General features: G+C 68.9%; 20 protein-coding genes. 17 read left to right on the top strand and 3 right to left on the bottom strand.

The window, feature by feature from the left end:
- Nucleotides 1–236 precede the first annotated feature (236 nt).
- From LJF27_RS16605 to LJF27_RS16615, 3 genes are read left to right on the top strand one after another with little or no spacing between them, the layout of a single operon-like run.
- Nucleotides 237–1037: an energy transducer TonB gene (locus tag LJF27_RS16605; protein ID WP_023097124.1), complete on the top strand. Its 801-nt coding sequence runs from the start codon at nt 237–239 to the stop codon at nt 1035–1037.
- A gap of 28 nt (nt 1038–1065) precedes the next feature.
- Complete coding sequence (locus LJF27_RS16610; protein WP_023097125.1) at nt 1066–1785, top strand: MotA/TolQ/ExbB proton channel family protein; 720 nt, start codon at nt 1066–1068, stop codon at nt 1783–1785.
- Between the two features lies 1 nt (nt 1786).
- On the top strand, nt 1787–2188 hold the full coding sequence (locus LJF27_RS16615; protein ID WP_003106175.1) for an ExbD/TolR family protein: 402 nt from the start codon (nt 1787–1789) through the stop codon (nt 2186–2188).
- 180 nt (nt 2189–2368) lie between these two features.
- On the opposite strand, the gene LJF27_RS16620 is transcribed toward LJF27_RS16615, so the two are convergent.
- On the bottom strand, nt 2369–2581 hold the full coding sequence (locus LJF27_RS16620) for a DUF3079 domain-containing protein (RefSeq protein WP_003111981.1): 213 nt from the start codon (nt 2579–2581) through the stop codon (nt 2369–2371).
- Between the two features lie 215 nt (nt 2582–2796).
- Between LJF27_RS16620 and LJF27_RS16625 the strand changes: the two genes are divergently transcribed.
- The 10 genes from LJF27_RS16625 to madM all read left to right on the top strand — a co-directional run bounded on the left by LJF27_RS16625 (nt 2797) and on the right by madM (nt 10862).
- Nucleotides 2797–3378: an alpha/beta hydrolase gene (locus tag LJF27_RS16625; protein WP_003106176.1), complete on the top strand. Its 582-nt coding sequence runs from the start codon at nt 2797–2799 to the stop codon at nt 3376–3378.
- Between the two features lie 110 nt (nt 3379–3488).
- Entirely contained in the window at nt 3489–5153 is a 1665-nt protein-coding gene (gene mdcA / locus LJF27_RS16630; RefSeq protein ID WP_003145070.1) for a malonate decarboxylase subunit alpha, read from the top strand.
- A complete protein-coding gene (locus LJF27_RS16635) occupies nt 5153–6034 on the top strand; it encodes a triphosphoribosyl-dephospho-CoA synthase (RefSeq protein WP_003117235.1) in 882 nt (293 codons plus the stop codon). The genes mdcA and LJF27_RS16635 overlap by 1 nt, the downstream gene beginning before the upstream one ends.
- A 1-nt stretch (nt 6035) precedes the next feature.
- A complete protein-coding gene (locus LJF27_RS16640) occupies nt 6036–6335 on the top strand; it encodes a malonate decarboxylase subunit delta (protein WP_003084001.1) in 300 nt (99 codons plus the stop codon).
- Nucleotides 6328–7191: a biotin-independent malonate decarboxylase subunit beta gene (locus LJF27_RS16645; protein ID WP_023117249.1), complete on the top strand. Its 864-nt coding sequence runs from the start codon at nt 6328–6330 to the stop codon at nt 7189–7191. The genes LJF27_RS16640 and LJF27_RS16645 overlap by 8 nt, the downstream gene beginning before the upstream one ends.
- Nucleotides 7188–7994: a biotin-independent malonate decarboxylase subunit gamma gene (gene mdcE / locus LJF27_RS16650; protein ID WP_003112668.1), complete on the top strand. Its 807-nt coding sequence runs from the start codon at nt 7188–7190 to the stop codon at nt 7992–7994. Before LJF27_RS16645 ends, mdcE begins: the two co-directional genes overlap by 4 nt.
- A gap of 15 nt (nt 7995–8009) precedes the next feature.
- Nucleotides 8010–8702 carry a malonate decarboxylase holo-ACP synthase gene (locus LJF27_RS16655; protein ID WP_003118606.1) on the top strand — a complete coding sequence of 231 codons (693 nt, stop codon included), beginning with the start codon at nt 8010–8012 and terminating at the stop codon, nt 8700–8702.
- On the top strand, nt 8699–9631 hold the full coding sequence (gene mdcH / locus LJF27_RS16660) for a malonate decarboxylase subunit epsilon (protein ID WP_003112670.1): 933 nt from the start codon (nt 8699–8701) through the stop codon (nt 9629–9631). Before LJF27_RS16655 ends, mdcH begins: the two co-directional genes overlap by 4 nt.
- 56 nt (nt 9632–9687) lie before the next feature.
- Entirely contained in the window at nt 9688–10092 is a 405-nt protein-coding gene (madL, locus tag LJF27_RS16665; protein ID WP_003084010.1) for a malonate transporter subunit MadL, read from the top strand.
- Nucleotides 10093–10097: 5 nt separating this feature from the next.
- Nucleotides 10098–10862 carry a malonate transporter subunit MadM gene (madM, locus tag LJF27_RS16670; RefSeq protein WP_003084016.1) on the top strand — a complete coding sequence of 255 codons (765 nt, stop codon included), beginning with the start codon at nt 10098–10100 and terminating at the stop codon, nt 10860–10862.
- A gap of 84 nt (nt 10863–10946) precedes the next feature.
- On the opposite strand, the gene LJF27_RS16675 is transcribed toward madM, so the two are convergent.
- Together LJF27_RS16675 and LJF27_RS16680 are read right to left on the bottom strand one after the other, a co-directional pair.
- On the bottom strand, nt 10947–11876 hold the full coding sequence (locus tag LJF27_RS16675; protein ID WP_003084019.1) for a LysR family transcriptional regulator: 930 nt from the start codon (nt 11874–11876) through the stop codon (nt 10947–10949).
- Nucleotides 11877–12222: 346 nt separating this feature from the next.
- A complete protein-coding gene (locus LJF27_RS16680) occupies nt 12223–13143 on the bottom strand; it encodes a LysR substrate-binding domain-containing protein (protein ID WP_003084035.1) in 921 nt (306 codons plus the stop codon).
- Nucleotides 13144–13493: 350 nt separating this feature from the next.
- Here LJF27_RS16680 and LJF27_RS16685 point away from each other — a divergent pair, with 350 nt between their 5' ends.
- From LJF27_RS16685 to LJF27_RS16700, 4 genes are all read left to right on the top strand, one after another.
- Nucleotides 13494–14984, top strand: a complete 1491-nt coding sequence (locus tag LJF27_RS16685) for an aldehyde dehydrogenase (protein ID WP_004346820.1) — start codon at nt 13494–13496, stop codon at nt 14982–14984.
- A 57-nt stretch (nt 14985–15041) separates the two neighbouring features.
- A complete protein-coding gene (locus LJF27_RS16690; RefSeq protein WP_003084045.1) occupies nt 15042–16475 on the top strand; it encodes an APC family permease in 1434 nt (477 codons plus the stop codon).
- 30 nt (nt 16476–16505) lie between these two features.
- The gene (locus tag LJF27_RS16695; protein ID WP_003101901.1) at nt 16506–17888 is read left to right on the top strand and encodes an aspartate aminotransferase family protein; all 1383 of its coding nucleotides are present in this window, start codon (nt 16506–16508) and stop codon (nt 17886–17888) included.
- A gap of 163 nt (nt 17889–18051) precedes the next feature.
- Nucleotides 18052–19110 (top strand): ABC transporter substrate-binding protein, encoded by a 1059-nt coding sequence (locus tag LJF27_RS16700; RefSeq protein ID WP_004346815.1) that lies wholly within the window; start codon nt 18052–18054, stop codon nt 19108–19110.
- Nucleotides 19111–19186: the final 76 nt, after the last annotated feature.

A 19186-nucleotide genomic window follows, 5' to 3' on the forward strand; every position in this document is an offset into this window, starting at 1 on the left:
TTCAGGAATATTTTTCATGCCCGCAAGGCATGGGTTTTTCGTCGGATCGCTGTAGCCCGCCAACCACGCGGCCTGTGGCGATAGGGGCGAAACCCATAGCTCCAGAAGTTATTTCCATAACAAAAATAATTACTTCAGGCGCTAAGCCTCCTTGCCAATCATGCAACTCCCTGCGCCGCTAGGACTCCAGCACGGACCTGAGCGGCCATCGAGTTCGTCAGTGCAAGGAGCTTTTCATGGCAACACCCCAGCCCGTCGATGCCCGCACGCAGCCCTGGCGTGAGACGCCCGGCGGCGACCTGGTGGCGCTCGGTCGGCCGGTTCGCCAGGCGTTGCACCTGGTTCGCCACAACCCGGCACAGGGTCGGGTGCTCAGCCGGCGCGAGGCGATCCTGCTGGTCCTGTTCGCCCTGACCCTGCACGGAGCGGTGATCCATTGGCTGAGCCAGCAGAGAACCCCGGCGCTGCCCGAGGTGCCGCCACAGGTGCCGCCGATGACCATCGAGTTCACCGCCCCGGCGCCGCCGGTGGTGGAACCGCCGCCGCCCGAGCCGTTGCCGCCGGTGGTCGAGGAACCGCCACCACCGGTGGTCGACGAGAACGCGGTGAAGCCGCCGCCGCCGAAGCCGGTGCCAAAGCCGAAACCCAAGCCCAAGCCGCAACCCCGGCCCAAGCCGGCGCCGAAGGCCGTCGAGCCGGCTCCGCCCGCGCCGCCGCAACCCGCCGCGCCACCCGCCCCGCCGGCGCCGGCGCCGCTGACGCCGCCGTCGGCGAACGCCGGCTACCTGCACAACCCGGCGCCGGAATACCCCGCCCTGGCCATGCGCCGCGGCTGGGAGGGCACCGTGCTGTTGCGGGTGCATGTCCTCGCCAGCGGCAGCCCGAGCGAGATCCAGGTGCAGAAGTCGAGCGGACGCGAAGCCCTCGACCAGGCCGCGGTGAAAGCGGTCAAGCGCTGGTCCTTCGTTCCCGCCAAGCGCGGCGACAAGGCCGAGGACGGCTGGGTCAGTGTACCGATCGATTTCAAGTTGAACTGAATCTGCAGCGTCACGAGGAGCATCCGTCATGAGTCTGTTAACCACCCCGCTCGAATCCGTCGAAGGCGCCGTCATCTGGCTGCTGGTCGGCTTTTCCGTGGTCACCTGGGGCCTGGCCCTGGTCAAGGGCGTGCAGTTCGCCCGGCAGAAGCGCCAGGACCGCCAGTTCCAGAAGCAGTTCTGGAGCGCCACCAGCCTCGACTCCGCCGGCGAGCAGGCGCAGGACAAGCAGGGCGCCGGCGCCCGCGTGGCCCAGGCCGGCTTCGCCGCGATCCAGGTGCAGGACAACGGCCAGCCCGACCTGACCCAGTCGATCAACCACCAGGACCGTCTCGAACGCGCCCTGCGCCAGCAGATCCAGCGCGAGCGGCGTTCCCTGGAGTCGGGCCTGGCGGTGCTCGCCTCGATCGGCTCGACCTCGCCCTTCATCGGCCTGTTCGGCACCGTCTGGGGCATCATGGAGGCACTCAAGGGGATCAGCGCGGCCGGCTCGGCGAGCCTGGAGACCGTGGCCGGGCCGATCGGCAGCGCGCTGATCGCCACCGGCGTGGGAATCGCCGTCGCGGTGCCGGCGGTGCTGGTCTACAACTACTTCCTGCGGCGCCTGAAGCTGACCGCCGCCGACCTCGACGACTTCGCCCACGACTTCTACAGCCTGGCGCAGAAGAGCGCGTTCCGCGTCATCGTCCATCCCTCCGCCGCGCGCCAGGCCGGCAACCCCTCGCGCAACGTGAAGGAGGCGTCCTGACATGGCCTTCTCGACCCAGGACAGCGACGAAGTCCTTTCCGAAATCAACGTCACCCCGCTGGTCGACGTGATGCTGGTGCTGCTGGTGGTGTTCATCGTCACCGCGCCGCTGCTGACCAACTCGATCCCGATCAACCTGCCGAAGACCGAATCGGTGGCCCCGCCGGAGCAGAAGGATCCCCTGGTGGTGAGCATCGATGGCGCCGGCAAGCTGTTCGTCAACAAGGACGAGATCCAGCCGGAGCTGCTGGAGAGCAACCTGGCCGCGGCCAAGGCGAAGGACGCCGAGGTCCGCGTGCAGTTGCAGGCCGACGAAGGGGTGAACTACGGCCAGGTGGCGAAGGCCATGGCTTCCATCGAGCGCGCCGGGATCACCAGGCTGGCGGTGATCACCGCACGCTGAAGCGAATCCACGCCGTCCGGCGCAGGCCGGGCGGGCAACGGTTTCGACCGCTCCGATCCGGGCAGGGGAGAGCGGTCTTTTTTATTCCGGATGGACGCTCCTCGGGCGTATCCGCCGAGGCCGGGCTCGCGAATGCGTCGCGCACCCTGTCCGGCGCTCGCACGTCCCACGCCTGGGCGCTCAGGCCTGGCGTGCCGGCGCCTCCTGCTCCTTGGCGTCCTCCGTTCCTTCGACTTCCCATTCACCGGCCCAGTCCTCGCCGAACAGTTCGCTGGGATGCTGGGTGCGGCTGGCGCCGTTGCCGCAGCCCATAGATTCCGCCGAGCAATAGCGGTCGCAACCCCAGCAGATGCGCTCCGGATGGCTGGGATGGAGAGGAAATTTCTTGGCCATGATCCTGTCCCGATACCTGATGCCTGCGCTCAGGTATACCGCCGATGGCTTGCGCCGCCCAGGCGTTGCCGCGGAAAAGTGGCTTCGGCTTGCGCTGGATCAACTCGATTGGCATATATGTATTAATAGAATATTAAAATTGCTTTTTATTCCTTAGAGAAAAAAGGCTGCGCCCTTACACTTCCCTGGTGATGAATTTTTCTGGAGGGTTCTCCATGCACAGCGAACGCGTCCGTTATGTGTTGGTGCCCGGTTGGTACGGCTCGGAAGACGCCCATTGGCAAAGTCACTGGCAGCGCGCGCTGCCCAATGCCTCACGGGTCGAGCAACAGGACTGGATCACCCCGCTGCGCGCCGACTGGATCGCCGAGCTGGACGCCGAGATCCGCCGCCAGCCCGGGCCGGTGGTGCTGATCGCGCACAGCCTGGGTTGTGTGACAGTGGCGCTGTGGGCGGCCCAGGCCGAGCGCCGGGTGCGCGACCAGGTACGCGGCGCCCTGCTGGTGGCGCCGGCCGACGTCGAGCGCGAGAGCTGCGCCGAGGCGCTGCGCAACTTCGCGCCGATCAGCCGCGAGCCGTTGCCGTTCCCCAGCGTGCTGGTGGGTTCCGACAACGACCAGGCCTGCAGCCCGCAGCGCGCCATGCACCTGGCCCGCGCCTGGGGCGCGGAGACGGTGATCCTGCCCGAGGCCGGGCACATCAACGTGAAGTCCGGCCACGGCGCCTGGGAGGCCGGCTACCGTCACCTGTTCCGCTTGCAGTACCTGATCGACAGCCAGGCTCGTCGCCGCGCCTGATCCTCCAGATCGTTAACCTTGGCGTAACGGTTCGTCGCCCGGCTTGATTGAACAGGCCTGGCGGCCTGCCTAACGTGGCTCCTCACGACAGCGTGAAACCTGGAGCCGACATGACGACACCGATCTCTCCCCCGCCGCAGTGGTCGCGGCGCCGCCAGGAAAAGCAGCGGCGCCTCGAGCGCGTGCGCGGCCTGGCTGACGGCGCGGTGCTGCCGCGCGAACGCCTGGTCGCCGCGCTGGAGGCGCTGATCGCGCCGGGCGATCGGGTGGTGCTGGAAGGCAACAACCAGAAGCAGGCGGATTTCCTCTCCCGTTCGCTGGCGCGGGTCGATCCCGGCAAGCTGCACGACCTGCACATGATCATGCCCAGCGTCGGCCGCCCGGAGCATCTCGACCTGTTCGAACTGGGCATCGCGCGCAAGCTCGACTTCTCCTTCTCCGGCCCGCAGAGCTTGCGCATCGGCCAGTTGCTCGAAGACGGCCTGCTGGAGATCGGCGCGATCCACACCTACATCGAGCTGTACGCGCGGCTGGTGGTCGACCTGATCCCCAACGTGGCGCTGGTCGCCGGTTTCGTCGCCGACCGCGAAGGCAACGTGTACACCGGGCCGAGCACGGAAGACACCCCGGCGCTGGTGGAGCCCACCGCGTTCAGCGACGGCATCGTCATCGTCCAGGTCAACCGTATCGTCGACGACCCGCGCGACCTGCCGCGAGTGGATATCCCGGCGTCCTGGGTGGACTTCGTGGTCGAGGCCGACCAGCCGTTCTACATCGAGCCGCTGTTCACCCGCGACCCGCGCCACATCAAGCCGGTCCACGTGCTGATGGCGATGATGGCGATCCGCGGCATCTACCAGCGGCACAACGTGCAGTCGCTGAACCACGGCATCGGCTTCAACACCGCGGCCATCGAGCTGATCCTGCCGACCTACGGCGAGTCCCTCGGCCTGAAGGGCAAGATCTGCCGACACTGGACCCTCAACCCGCACCCGACCCTTATCCCCGCCATCGAGAGCGGCTGGGTCGAGAGCGTGCACTGCTTCGGCACCGAGCTGGGCATGGAGGGCTACATCGCCCAGCGTCCCGACGTGTTCTTCACCGGTCGCGACGGCTCGCTGCGTTCCAATCGGATGTTCTGCCAACTGGCAGGACAATACGCCGTCGACCTGTTCATCGGCGCTACCCTCCAGGTCGACGGCGACGGCCATTCCTCCACCGTCACCCGCGGACGCCTGGCCGGTTTCGGCGGCGCCCCGAACATGGGCCACGACCCGCGCGGCCGGCGCCACTCGACGCCGGCCTGGCTGGACATGCGGGGCGAACCCGAGGCCTTGCTGGAGCGCGGCAGGAAGCTGGTGGTGCAGATGGTCGAGACCTTCCAGGACGGCGGCAAGCCGACCTTCGTCGAGCGCCTCGACGCGCTGGAGGTGGCGCGCCAGACCGGCATGCCGCTGGCGCCGGTGATGATCTATGGCGACGACGTCACCCATGTGCTCACCGAGGAAGGCATCGCCTACCTGTACAAGGCGCGCTCCCTGGAGGAACGCCAGGCGATGATCGCGGCGGTGGCGGGGATCAGTCCGATCGGCCTGCGCCACGATCCGCGCGAGACCCAGCGGATGCGCCGCGAAGGGCTGATCGCGCTGCCCGAGGACCTCGGCATCCGCCGCACCGACGCCTCGCGCGAGCTGCTGGCGGCGAAGAGCATCGCCGAGCTGGTCGAGTGGTCCGGCGGGCTGTACCAGCCGCCGGCGCGTTTCAGGAGCTGGTGATGAACGCCATCGCGAACCTCGCGGCGACGCCGTGCGCCGACCTCGGCGAATGCCTGGCCGACCTGGCGGTGGACGCCCTCATCGACGAAGCCGAACTGTCGCCCAAGCCGGCCCTGGTGGACCGCCGCGGCAATGGCGCGCATGCCGACCTGCACCTGGGCCTGATGCAGGCCTCGGCGCTGAGCCTGTGGCCGTGTTTCAAGGAAATGGCCGACGCCGCACAGCGGCATGGGCGCATCGATGCGCGCCTGCGCGGCGTCCTTGGCCAACTGGGGCGCGACGGCGAGGCGGCGATGCTGCGTACCACCGAAGGCGTGAACACCCATCGCGGAGCGATCTGGGCGCTCGGCCTGCTGGTCGCGGCCGCCGCTCTCGAACCGCGCCGCACGCAGGCCGGCGAAGTGGCCGCGCGCGCAGGACGCATCGCCCTGCTCGACGATCCGGCGGCCGCCATCGGCGACAGCCACGGCGAGCGCGTCCGTCGGCGCTACGGCGTCGGCGGCGCCCGCGAGGAGGCGCGTCTCGGCTTCCCCCGCGCAGTGCGCCACGGCCTGCCGCAGCTATGGCGCAGCCGCGAAGGCGGCGCTGGCGAGCAGAACGCCAGGCTCGATGCGCTGCTGGCGATCATGAGCGTCCTCGACGATACCTGCGTGCTGCACCGCGCCGGCCGCGTCGGCCTCGCCGCGATGCAGGATGGCGCCCGCGCGGTGCTCGCCGCCGGCGGCAGCGCCAGTCTCGCCGGGCGTCGCCGCCTGTGCGAGCTGGACCGCCGCCTGCTGGCGCTGAACGCTTCGCCCGGCGGCGCCGCCGACCTGCTGGCCGCCTGTCTTTTCCTCGATCGCCTGCCCGCCGTGTCCGGTGGGTGGGCTGGGAGTCTCTGAGATGGAAACCCTGACCTTCGAATTTCCCGCCGGCGCTCCGGCGCGCGGTCGCGCCCTGGCCGGCTGTGTCGGCTCCGGCGACCTGGAGGTGCTGCTCGAGCCGGCCGCCGGAGGCGCGCTGAGCATCCAGGTGGTGACCTCGGTAAACGGCAGCGGCCCGCGCTGGCAACAACTCTTCGCGCGGGTCTTCGCGGCGTCCACGGCGCCGGCCGCGTCGATCCGCATCCACGATTTCGGCGCCACTCCCGGGGTGGTCCGCCTGCGCCTGGAGCAGGCACTGGAGGAGGCTGGCCATGACTGACGCCGCCCGCCTGCTGGCGCTGCGCAGCTTCACCGAACTGGGAGCGCGCCAACGCGCCCGGGCCCTGCTTGACGCGGGCAGCTTCCGCGAGTTGCTCGATCCCTTCGCCGGCGTGCAGTCGCCCTGGCTGGAACGACAGGGCATCGTGCCCCAGGCCGACGATGGGGTAGTGGTCGCCCGTGGCCTCCTCGACGGCCAGCCGGCGGTGCTTGCCGCCATCGAAGGTGCTTTCCAGGGCGGCAGCCTTGGCGAAGTCAGCGGAGCGAAGATTGCCGGCGCGCTGGAGCTGGCCGCCGAGGACAATCGCAACGGCGTTCCGACCCGGGCCCTGCTGTTGCTGGAAACCGGTGGCGTGCGCCTGCAGGAAGCCAACCTCGGACTGGCGGCGATCGCCGAGATCCAGGCGGCCATCGTCGATCTGCAGCGCTACCAGCCGGTGGTGGCGGTGATCGCCGGACCGGTCGGCTGCTTCGGCGGCATGTCCATCGCCGCCGGGCTGTGCAGCTACGTGCTGGTGACCCGCGAGGCGCGCCTCGGCTTGAACGGTCCGCAGGTGATCGAACAGGAGGCCGGCATCGCTGAATACGACTCGCGCGACCGGCCGTTCATCTGGAGCCTCACCGGCGGCGAGCAGCGCTTCGCCAGCGGTCTCGCCGACGCCTACCTGGCCGACGACCTCGATGAGGTACGCACCTCGGTACTCGCGTATTTCGCCAAGGGCCTGCCGGCACGGCCGCGCTGCCGCCGCGCCGAGGATTACCTGCGGCGGCTGGGCGACCTCGATACCGCCGAGCAACCGGATGCCGCCGGCGTGCGCCGGCTGTACCAGGGGCTGGGCCAAGGAGATGCAACATGAGCCAACCGTTCGCTTCCCGTGGCCTGGCCTGGTTCCAGGCGCTGGCCGGTAGCCTCGCGCCGCGTCCCGGCGATCCTGCTTCGTTGCGCGTCGCCGATGCCGAGCTGGACGGCTACCCGGTGCGTTTCCTGGCCGTCGTGCCCGATCCCGACAATCCGTTCCCGCGCGCTCGCCAGGGCGAGGTCGGGCTGCTCGAGGGCTGGGGCCTGGCCGCCGCCGTCGACGAGGCGCTGGAGGCCGACCGCGAGGCGCCACGCAAGCGCGCGCTGCTGGCCATCGTCGACGTGCCGAGCCAGGCCTACGGCCGCCGCGAGGAGGCCCTGGGTATCCACCAGGCGCTGGCCGGGGCGGTGGATGCCTACGCCCGCGCCCGACTCGCCGGGCATCCGCTGATCGGCCTGCTGGTGGGCAAGGCGATGTCCGGCGCGTTCCTCGCCCACGGCTACCAGGCCAACCGCCTGATCGCCTTGCACGATCCGGGGGTGATGGTCCACGCCATGGGCAAGGCCGCCGCCGCGCGGATCACCCTGCGCAGCGTCGAGGAACTGGAGGCGTTGGCGGCGAAGGTGCCGCCGATGGCCTACGACATCGACAGCTACGCGTCGCTCGGCCTGCTCTGGAGGACCCTTCCGGTGGAGACCGTCGAGGTGCCGTCGACGGCGGACCTGGTGCGGGTCCGCACCTGCCTGGGCGAGGCCCTGGCCGATATCCTCGGCGGCCCGCGCGACCTCGGCGGCCGCCTCGGCGCGGCCAACCGCGAGGCGTCGGCGCGGGTGCGCCGGCTGCTGCGCGAGCAGTGGTGAATTCAGGAGCGAGCCGTGGTCATCGCGAACAGCTCACAGCGGGGCTCCAGCCGGCGACGGCTCGCTCCTGATCCGATGCGTCGCAGGGCAGGGCCGGAACCCCATGACTTGCTCCTGGGCATGGCGCCGGCGCATTTGCCGGAGAATGCTCCGGCCTGGGTCTGCGCGGCACTGAAGGCCGGCTGGCCGGTGGTGGTGCGCCGTGCGCCGGCAGATCCTGCGCGGGTGGCCATCGGCGTGCGCGGCCTGGCGCGGGAGCAGCGCTGGGCCGGCTGGATGCCGTTGGCGGCAATCACCCGGCGCTTGCGCCCGGAAGCGCTGGGCCAGCGCGAGCCGGCGATGCTGCGCGATCTGCCGGCCTGGCGTGCCTTGCGCGACCTGCGTGCGCCGCTGAACGCGCTGGGACTGGCCTGGGGCGTGACCGGCGGCGCCGGTTTCGAGCTGGCCAGCGGGGTCGCCGTGCTGCATCCGGACAGCGACCTCGACCTGCTGCTGCGCACCCCGCGCCCGTTCCCGCGCGATGACGCGCTGCGCCTGCTGCAGTGCTTCGAGCAGTGTCCCTGCCGGATCGACCTGCAACTGCAGACCCCGGCGGGCGGCGTGGCCCTGCGCGAATGGGCCGAGGGTCGGCCCCGGGTGCTGGCGAAAGGCAGCGAGGCGCCGCTGTTGCTGGAAGACCCCTGGCGGATCGCGGAGGTCGAGGCATGAGCGTGCTGTTCGCCTATCCCGGCCAGGGCGCCCAACGTCCCGGCATGCTCGCGGCCTTGCCCGACGAACCGCCGGTGCGCGCCTGCCTGGAGCAGGCGGCGGACTGTCTCGGCCAGGCGCCGGCCGAACTGGAGAGCGCCGAGGCCTTGCGCGGCACCCGCGCGGTGCAGTTGTGCCTGCTGATCGCCGGGGTCGCCGCCAGCCGCCTGCTGGAGACGCGCGGGCATCGGCCGGGGCTGGTCGCCGGGCTGTCCATCGGCGCCTATCCGGCGGCGGTGGTAGCCGGCGCGCTGGACTTCGACGACGCGCTGCGTCTGGTGGCGCTGCGTGGCGAACTGATGCAGGCCGCCTGGCCCGAGGGCTACGGGATGAGCGCCATCCTCGGTCTCGAACAGGCGCAACTGGAAGCGCTGATCCTGGCGGTGCGGCGCGAGCACCCGCCGCTCTACCTGGCCAACGTCAACGCCGAGCGGCAACTGGTGGTGGCCGGCAGCGAAGCGGCTCTGGCCGCCCTCGCCGAACGCGCCCGTGCCGCCGGCGCCAGCGCGGCGAAGCGCCTGGCGGTGAGCGTACCGTCGCACTGTGCGCTGCTCGACGAACCGGCCGCGCGCCTGGCCGAAGCCTTCGCCGGCATCCGCCTGCATCGGCCGCGCGTGCCCTACCTGAGCAGCAGCCGGGCGCGCCTGGTCGCCGAACCGGCCGCGCTGGCCGACGATCTCGCCGGCAACATGGCGCGCCGCGTCGAGTGGCTGGCGACATTGCGCAGCGCCTACGAGCGCGGTGCCCGCCTGCATCTCGAGCTGCCGCCGGGACGGGTCCTCAGCGGTCTGGCGCGGCCTCTGTTCGGCTGCGCCACGCCGGCCTTCGAAGGCTCCCGGGCGGATACCCTGGACGCGCTGTTGCGCGAGGAGGAAAAGAGAACCCGATAAGCGTTCGTTCGAGGCATAAAAACAACAACATCGATCCGCAACCGAGGACAACAATAATGATTATCTACGGTGTCGCACTGCTGTCTCTGTGTACCCTCGCCGGGCTGTTCATCGGCGAGATCCTTGGCGTGCTGCTCGGCGTGCCGGCCAACGTCGGTGGCGTCGGCATCGCCATGCTGCTGCTGATCTTCGTCGGCAGCTACCTGGGCAAGCGTGGCCTGCTCTCGGCGAAGACCGAGCAGGGCGTGGAGTTCTGGAGCGCGGTCTACATTCCCATCGTGGTCGCCATGGCCGCCCAGCAGAATGTCCTCGGCGCGCTGAGCGGCGGGCCGGCCGCTATCCTCGCCGGCATCGCCGCGGTCGCCGTGGCCTTCGCCCTGGTCCCGCTGCTCGACCGCTTCGGCCGGAAGAAAGCCGAAGGCGCCCCGCCATTGAAACCGCGCACCAGCGTGCAGGGGTGAGCGCCATGTTCGAGTCCCTGAACAAAGTCATCAATGGCTACGGCCTGATCAGCGGCTTCGCCATCATCGGCGTGACCATGGCGGTGTCCTACTGGTTGTCGGCGCGCCTCACCCGCGGGCGCCTGCACGGCTCGGCGATCGCGATCTTCCTCGGCCTGGTGCTGTCCTACGTCGGCGGCGTCGCCACCGGCGGGCAGAAAGGATTGGTGGACGTGCCCCTGATGTCCGGTATCGGCCTGCTGGGTGGCGCCATGCTGCGCGACTTCGCCATCGTCGCCACGGCCTTCGGGGTGAATGTCGAGGAACTGCGTCGGGCAGGGGTTTCCGGGGTGGTGTCGCTGTTCCTCGGGGTCGGTTCGTCGTTCGTCGCCGGGGTCGCGGTGGCCATGGCGTTCGGCTACACCGATGCGGTCAGCCTGACCACCATCGGCGCCGGCGCGGTCACCTACATCGTCGGACCGGTGACCGGCGCCGCCCTGGGGGCCAGTTCCGAGGTGATGGCGCTGAGCATCGCCGCCGGGTTGGTGAAGGCGATCCTGGTGATGGTCCTGACGCCTTTCGTCGCGCCCTACATCGGCCTGAACAATCCACGTACGGCGGTGATCTTCGGTGGTCTCATGGGCACCTCCAGCGGTGTCGCCGGCGGCCTTGCCGCCACCGACCCGAAGCTGGTGCCCTACGGTTGCCTGACCGCGGCGTTCTACACCGCCATCGGTTGCCTGCTGGGTCCGTCGCTGCTGTATTTCAGCGTGCGCGGCCTGGTTGGGTGAGCGGGCTGGTCCGGGCCCCCTCTCCCTGAAGGGCGAGGGTTGGGGAGAGGTCAGCGGGCCAGCGGCAATGTGGACTTCCGTCCGCTATCCCGCCGCCTCCTGCTCCAGGCGCAGGCTGTACATCCGGCACTCCGCGAGCAACGCCAGCAGGTTCGGGTCGCGCTCCTTGGCCTTGAGGAACACCACGCCGATGTGCTGCTGCAGGCGATAGCGCGGTTGCAGCGGGATCAGCCGCACGCGGTTCTCGTAGACCGCCTCGATGCGTTTGGGCAGCAGCGCATGGCCGACCCCCGAGCTGACCATGCTGAGGAGGGTGAAGATGTCGTTCACCTGCATCGCGATCTGCGGTTCGAAGCCGGCCTGCTGGAACACCCGGGTGCCGTCCTGATGGGTGGCGAAGCCCTGGGTGAGCGTGACGAAGGGCGTGTCGCGCAGGGTGCTGAGATCGATCTCGGCGAGCCTGGCGTAGGGCGAGTCCACCGGCACGGCGAGGAAAATGTCATCGGAGAACAGCGGCAGGTGCTCGCAGTCGGGATCGCTGACGCTGTCGTTGAGCGACACCAGGATGGCGTCCAGCTCCATGTTCTTCAGCTGGTAGAACAGGTCGACGTTGGAGCCGAGGATCAGGTCGATATTCAGCGCGCTGCGTCGCAGCTTGAGGCCCATGATCAGTTGCGGCACGGTCTTCACCGTCAGCGAATAGAGCGCGCCGAGCTTGAAGCGCTCGGCGGAGAAGCCGGCCGCCTCGCGGGTCAGGCGCACCGTGTCGAGTACCTCCTGGACCAGCTTCTGCGCGCGCTCCTCGAGCACGTAGGCGCTTTCCAGCGGGGTCAGGTTGCGTCCCTCGTGCTTGAACAGCGGGCAGCGCAGGGCGCTTTCCAGCGAGTGGATGGCGCGGTGCACGCTGACGTTGCTGGTGCCCAGTTCCGCCGCCGCGCGCGCCAGGTTGCCGGTGCGCATGAAGGCGAGGAAGGTTTCCAGCTTCTTGAGGGTGATTTCTTCGTCGATCAGCATCCGCGTTCCCCTGGCCGGTGGCGTCGGGGGATTGTGCCTGAGGCGGCGCGGGAGGGGTAAAAAGGGCCGTCATGTCCTAGCGCGTGGCGGAGCATGACGGCCTGGAAACGCCTTGGGGAAGGCGGAGTTGCACTGACCGGATGGAATCCCGCTTCGGCAGCCTGAGCCGCCGATAGGCTAACGGAACTCAGCGGATGGAGCGGATGGTGCCCTTGCTGCCGGTGACCTGCCGGACCGGGGTGGTCCGGAGCGCCGGCCACCCTAGCAACGGAGGCTTTTTGCCACAGTCATCGGATTCGTCTTTGTCAGAAAGAAAGTTCCTCTTGGAATGTCGGAAAGCTGAGGGTCAGTGCCGGCGCTCGGCAAGCTTGCCCAGTTGCTCCCGGCAGTAGTCGACGAACAATCGTGCCGGCTTGGTCAGTTGCGCGCGTTTCAGCCAGGCGGCGGCGAGCCCGGAGGTGGACACCGGCTCGGCGAGGTCGACCATGACCACCTTCTTGCCGTCGTAGGTGCATTCCGAATGCGGGCGGGTGACCAGCAGGGAGAAGCCGAAGCCCTGGCCGACCATGCCGCGCACCATCTCGATGGACGGCGAGCTGAAGGCGATGTTCGGCGTCAGGCCGAGTTCCTCGAACAGGCTGACGAAATAGGTGCGGCTGGGCTGCACGTCGAGCAGGATCATCGGTTCCAGGCACAGGTCGCGCAGCGACACCTGCGCCTGCCCGGCGAAGCGGTGCCCTTCGGGGAGCAGCGCGTGGGGTCGTTGCGGCGGCATCAGCGGCTCGGTCTCGATGGTCGAGTCGAGGTCGTGCTCGTAGAGGAAGGCCAGGTCGAAGCGCCCGGAGGTGAGGCCTTGCACCAGTTCCTGCTGCTCGCCGTCGCGTATGCGGATCTCCACCCCCGGATAGGCCTGGCGAAAGCCGGCGATCAGGCCCGGCAGGTAGAGCGGGGCGACCGTCTCGAAGCAGCCGATGTCGATCTGCCCGGCGATCACGTCGTTGTCGGCCAGGGCGTTCTGCTCGAACTCGTGGGCCATCCGCAGCAGTTCCTGGGCCTTGCGGTAGAAGCGCGCGCCGGCGGGGGTCAGCGACACGCCCTGGGCGTGGTGGCGGATGAACAGCTGCACGCCGAAGCTTTCCTCCAGACCCTTCACCGCCGTGGAGATCGACGGCTGGGCGATGTACAGCTTGCGCGAGGCCTCGGCCACGCTGCCGCATTCCACGGTGGTCACGAAATACTTGAGTTGCCGCAAGGTATAGGACGCCACTGCAAGACCTCATCGGCGCATCATCCTCCCCGGGCCGGGCGTGCGCGCCTCGATTGTTGTGTCCGCCGCGCTGCAAGCAAGTTGCAGGCCGCTGCCGAGCGTCGCGGCGCTGGCCGCGACGACGATTGCCCGCCTGCACGATAACCCAGCACGACGCACTTTGCCGGGGCACGCCTGGCCAGCTTTTTCTTATGTCCCGAGGACATTTTTAATAATTTTCCTTCGCCGCGGCTTGCGCGACCATCCTTCCCCATCGACCCCATGGACAGCGGTCCGCCTCCCGGCGGTCCGGGCCATGCGTGCAGAACCACGACCGGCGCAGACCGGCGAGATAACAAGGAGAAGGTGGGGTGTTCGAACTCAGCGATTGGCAACGGCGCGCCGCGACACAGCGCTTCATCGACCAGGCCCTGATCGGCGGCCGCCAGCGTCCAGCCGCCAGCGGCGCTACCTTCGACGCCATCGATCCGGCGAGCAATCGCCTGCTGGCGCGGGTCGCGGCCTGCGATGCGGCCGACGTCGACGCGGCAGTGGCCGCCGCCCGCCGCGCCTTCGACGAAGGCCCCTGGGCGCGTCTCGCCCCGGTCGAGCGCAAGCGCGTGCTGCTGCGCCTGGCCGAGCTGATGCTGGCCCATCGCGAAGAGCTGGCGCTGCTCGACTCGCTGAACATGGGCAAGCCGGTGATGGACGCCTGGAACATCGATGTACCCGGCGCCGCCCACGTCTTCGCCTGGTATGCGGAAAGCCTCGACAAGCTCTACGACCAGGTCGCGCCGACCGCCCAGCAGACCCTGGCCACCATTACCCGCGTGCCGCTGGGGGTGATCGGCGCGGTGGTGCCGTGGAACTTCCCGCTCGACATGGCCGCCTGGAAGCTCGCCCCGGCCCTGGCCGCCGGCAACTCGGTGGTGCTCAAGCCGGCCGAGCAGTCGCCGTTCTCCGCCCTGCGCCTGGCCGAGCTGGCCCTGGAGGCGGGGGTGCCGGAAGGCGTGCTGAACGTGGTGCCGGGCCTCGGCGAGCAGGCCGGCAAGGCCCTCGGCTTGCACCCGGAGGTGGACGCACTGGTGTTCACCGGCTCCACCGAGGTCGGCAAGTACTTCATGCAGTATTCCGCGCAATCCAACCTCAAGCAGGTCTGGCTGGAGTGCGGCGGCAAGAGTCCGAACCTGGTGTTCGCCGATTGCCGCGATCTTGACCTGGCGGCGGAAAAGGCCGCCTTCGGCATTTTCTTCAACCAGGGCGAGGTCTGTTCGGCGAACTCGCGCTTGCTGGTGGAGCGTTCGATCCACGACGAGTTCGTCGAGCGCCTGCTGGCCAAGGCCCGCGACTGGCAGCCGGGCGATCCGCTGGACCCGGCCAGCCGCGCCGGCGCCATCGTCGACCGCCGGCAGACCGCCGGGATCCTTGCCGCCATCGAGCGGGCGCAAGGCGAGGGCGCGACCCTGCTCGGCGGTGGCCGCCAGTTGACGATCAACGGTTCGGACAACTTCATCGAACCGACCCTGTTCGGCGGAGTACGCCCGGACATGCAGCTGGCCCGCGAGGAAATCTTCGGTCCGGTGCTGGCGATCAGCGCCTTCGACTCCGAGGACGAGGCCATACGCCTGGCCAACGACAGCCGCTACGGCCTCGCCGCCTCGCTGTGGAGCGACGACCTGCACCGTGCGCACCGGGTGGCGCGGCGCTTGAATGCCGGAACGGTGTCGGTGAATACCGTGGACGCGCTGGACGTCGCGGTGCCTTTCGGCGGCGGCAAGCAGTCCGGCTTCGGTCGTGACCTGTCGCTGCATTCCTTCGACAAGTACACCCAGTTGAAGACGACCTGGTTCCAGTTGCGCTGAAGACGCGACGGACGCGACACGACTCGATGCCGATAACGACAACAAGAGGACGATCGAATGAACGACACGCCGAACGTGCGTGAGCCGGCCCTGCGCCGCGTGCTCGGGCTGGGACCGCTGCTGGCGGTGGCCATCGGCCTGGTGGTTTCCCAGGGCGTGATGGTACTGATGCTGCAAGGCGCCGGGACGGCCGGCCTGGGCTTCATCGTGCCGCTGGGAGTGGCCTACCTGCTGGCGCTGAGCTACGCCTTTTCCTTTTCCGAGCTGGCCCTGATGATTCCCCGCGCCGGTAGCCTGAGCAGCTACACCGAGGTGGCCATCGGGCATTTCCCGGCGATCCTGGCGACCTTTTCCGGCTACGTGGTGGTGGCGATGTTCGCCCTCTCGGCGGAACTGCTGCTGCTCGACCTGATCATCGGCAAGGTCTACCCCGGCGCGCTGCCGCCGATGCTGGTGGCCTACGGCGTGCTCGGTCTGTTCACCCTGCTCAACCTGCTCGGCATCGACATCTTCGCGCGCCTGCAGAGCGCGCTGGCGCTGCTGATGATGATCGTCCTGCTGGTGCTCGGCCTGGGTGCGGTGAGCAGCGACCACGCTTCCGCGCAGACCGCCCTGGCGAGCGGCTGGAACCCGCTCGGGGTAAGCGCCCTGGCGCTCACCGCGATGGCCGTGTGGGGCTTCGTCGGCGCCGAGTTCGTCTGCCCGCTGGTGGAGGAGACGCGGCGTCCGGAGCGCAACATCCCGCGTTCGATGATCCTCGGCCTGAGCATCATCTTCCTGACCATCGCCCTCTACTGCTTCGGTGCGCTGCTGTGCATCCCGCAGGCGGAACTGGCCGGCGACCCGCTGCCACACTTCCTCTTCGCCAACCGTGTGTTCGGCGAGTACGGCCAGCTGTTCCTGGTGATCGCCGCGATCACCGCCACCTGCAGCACCCTCAACTCGTCGCTGGCGGCGATCCCGCGGATGCTCTACGGGATGGCGCAGAACGGCCAGGCCTTCCCGCAATTCAAGCAGCTCAGCCGGCGGGCGCGCACGCCCTGGGTGGCGGTGCTGTTCGTCGCCGCGATCACCGGCCTGCCGATCCTGATCCTCGGCCAGGACCCGGACTCGATCAACCTGCTGCTGCTCGCCGCCGCGCTGGCCTGGCTGCTGGCCTACATCATCGCCCACGTCGACGTGCTGGCCCTGCGCCGTCGCTATCCGCACATCGCCCGTCCGTTCCGCACGCCGTTCTACCCGCTGCCGCAACTGTTCGGCATCGCCGGGATGATCTACGCGGTGGTCCACGTCTCGCCGACCCCGGAAATGACCGGACGGATCTTCGCCAGCGCCGGCGTGGTGCTCGGCGTGGTCTCGCTGGTGGCGGTGGTGTGGATCAAGGGCGTGATGCGCAAGCCCCTCTTCGTACCCGAACCGCTCGAGACGGCCGGTGAGACTGCCCAGGGCAAGTCCGTCGCCCTCGATCCCCTGCAATCCCCTTCGGCCTGACGCGCCAAGGGAACAAGGAGAACACAGACGATGACCGCTCAGCTCAACCCGCAGCGCGACACCCGCGACTACCAGCAACTGGACGCCGCGCACCACATCCACGCCTTCCTCGACCAGAAGGCGCTGAACCGCGAAGGCCCGCGGGTGATGGTCCGCGGCGATGGCCTGCAGCTCTGGGACAACGACGGCAAGCGCTACCTGGACGGCATGTCCGGCCTCTGGTGCACCAACCTCGGCTACGGCCGCCAGGACCTCGCCGCCGCCGCCAGCCGCCAGCTGGAACAACTGCCGTACTACAACATGTTCTTCCACACCACCCACCCGGCGGTGGTGGAGCTTTCCGAGATGCTCTTCAGCCTGCTGCCGGACCACTACAGCCACGCGATCTACACCAACTCCGGCTCCGAGGCCAACGAGGTGCTGATCCGTACCGTGCGGCGCTACTGGCAGATCCTCGGCAAGCCGCAGAAGAAGATCATGATCGGCCGCTGGAACGGCTACCACGGCTCGACCCTGGGCAGCACCGCGCTCGGCGGGATGAAGTTCATGCACGAGATGGGCGGCATGCTGCCGGACTTCGCCCACATCGACGAACCCTACTGGTACGCCAACGGCGGCGAGCTGAGCCCGGCCGAGTTCGGTCGCCGCGCGGCGCTGCAACTGGAGGAGAAGATCCTCGAACTGGGCGCGGAGAACGTCGCCGCCTTCGTCGCCGAGCCCTTCCAGGGCGCCGGCGGCATGATCTTCCCGCCGCAAAGCTATTGGCCGGAGATCCAGCGCATCTGCCGGCAGTACGACGTGCTGCTGTGCGCCGACGAAGTGATCGGCGGCTTCGGCCGCACCGGCGAATGGTTCGCCCACGAACACTTCGGCTTCCAGCCGGACACCCTGTCCATCGCCAAGGGCCTGACGTCCGGCTACATCCCCATGGGCGGCCTGGTACTCGGCAAGCGCATCGCCGAGGTGCTGGTGGAGCAGGGCGGGGTGTTCGCCCACGGCCTGACCTATTCCGGCCACCCGGTGGCGGCGGCGGTGGCCATCGCCAACCTCAAGGCGCTGCGCGACGAGGGCGTGGTCACGCGGGTCAGGGAGGAGACCGGACCCTACCTGCAACGCTGCCTGCGCGAGGTCTTCGGCGACCATCCGCTGGTCGGCGAGGTCCAGGGCGCCGGCTTCGTCGCCGCGCTGCAGTTCGCCGAGGACAAGGCGACCCGCAAGCGCTTCGCCAACGAGAACGATCTGGCCTGGCGCTGCCGCACCATCGGCTTCGAGGAGGGCGTGATCATCCGCTCCACCCTCGGCCGCATGATCATGGCCCCGGCGCTGGTGGCCGGGCGTGCCGAGATCGACGAACTGATCGACAAGACCCGTATCGCGGTGGATCGTACCGCGCGCGAGATCGGCGTGCTCTGACGCGCCCCGGCGGCCCGGCCTCGGCCGGGTCGCCTGCGACACGGAGCGTCCCCCCATAACGACGATGCGGCGCCTGGCGACCGCGCGCGGAACCGTTTCGGCCTCTGGCCGGCAACTGCCTCAGCAACATCACAACAATGCCAATCGGCTGTGGGAGTGTTCCATGTTCAAGTCCTTGCACCAGTACGCACACGTGTTTTCCCGGTTGTCCCTGTTCGGCCTGGCGTTCGCCGCGGCGGCCCAGGCGCAGAGCCAGAGCCTGACGGTGATCTCCTTCGGCGGCGCGACCAAGGCCGCCCAGGAACAGGCCTATTTCAAACCCTTCGAGCGAAGCGGCGGCGGGCAGGTGGTCGCCGGCGAATACAACGGCGAAATGGCCAAGGTGAAGGCCATGGTCGACGTCGGCAAGGTCAGCTGGGACGTGGTCGAGGTGGAGAGCCCCGAACTGCTCCGCGGCTGCGACGAGGGGCTGTTCGAACGCCTCGACCCGGCGCGTTTCGGCGACCCCGCGCAGTTCGTCCCCGGCACTTTCAGCGAGTGCGGGGTGGCCACCTACGTCTGGTCGATGGTGATGGCCTACGACTCGACGAAGCTGGCCAGGGCGCCGCAGTCCTGGGCGGATTTCTGGAACGTCCGCGAGTTCCCCGGCAAGCGTGGCCTGCGCAAGGGCGCCAAGTACACCCTGGAAGTGGCGTTGCTGGCCGACGGGGTGAAGGCGGAGGACCTCTACAAGGTACTTGCCACCCCGGAGGGGGTCAGCCGCGCCTTCGCCAAGCTCGACCAGCTCAAGCCGAACATCCAGTGGTGGGAGGCCGGCGCCCAGCCGCCGCAATGGCTGGCGGCCGGCGACGTGGTGATGAGCGCGGCCTACAACGGGCGCATCGCCGCTGCGCAGAAGGAGGGGGTGAAACTGGCCATCGTCTGGCCCGGCAGTCTCTACGATCCGGAGTACTGGGCGGTGGTGAAGGGCACGCCGAACAAGACGCTGGCGGAGAAATTCATCGCCTTCGCCAGCCAGCCGCAGACGCAGAAGGTGTTCTCCGAGCAGATCCCCTACGGGCCGGTACACAAGGGCACCCTGGCGTTGCTGCCGAAGACGGTGCAGGAGGCGCTGCCGACCGCGCCGGCCAACCTCGAAGGCGCGCGGGCGGTGGATGCCGAGTTCTGGGTGGACCACGGCGAGGAGCTGGAACAGCGTTTCAATGCCTGGGCGGCGCGCTGAGCGCGCTGCGCGTCGGCAAAAAAAACGACGGGCCCCAAGTCGTCCGGGCCCGTCGGGTCAAAGCGCTGACGGGGTG

The sequence above is a fragment of the Pseudomonas sp. 203-8 genome (genome assembly GCF_020708595.1).
GTDB lineage: Bacteria > Pseudomonadota > Gammaproteobacteria > Pseudomonadales > Pseudomonadaceae > Pseudomonas > Pseudomonas aeruginosa.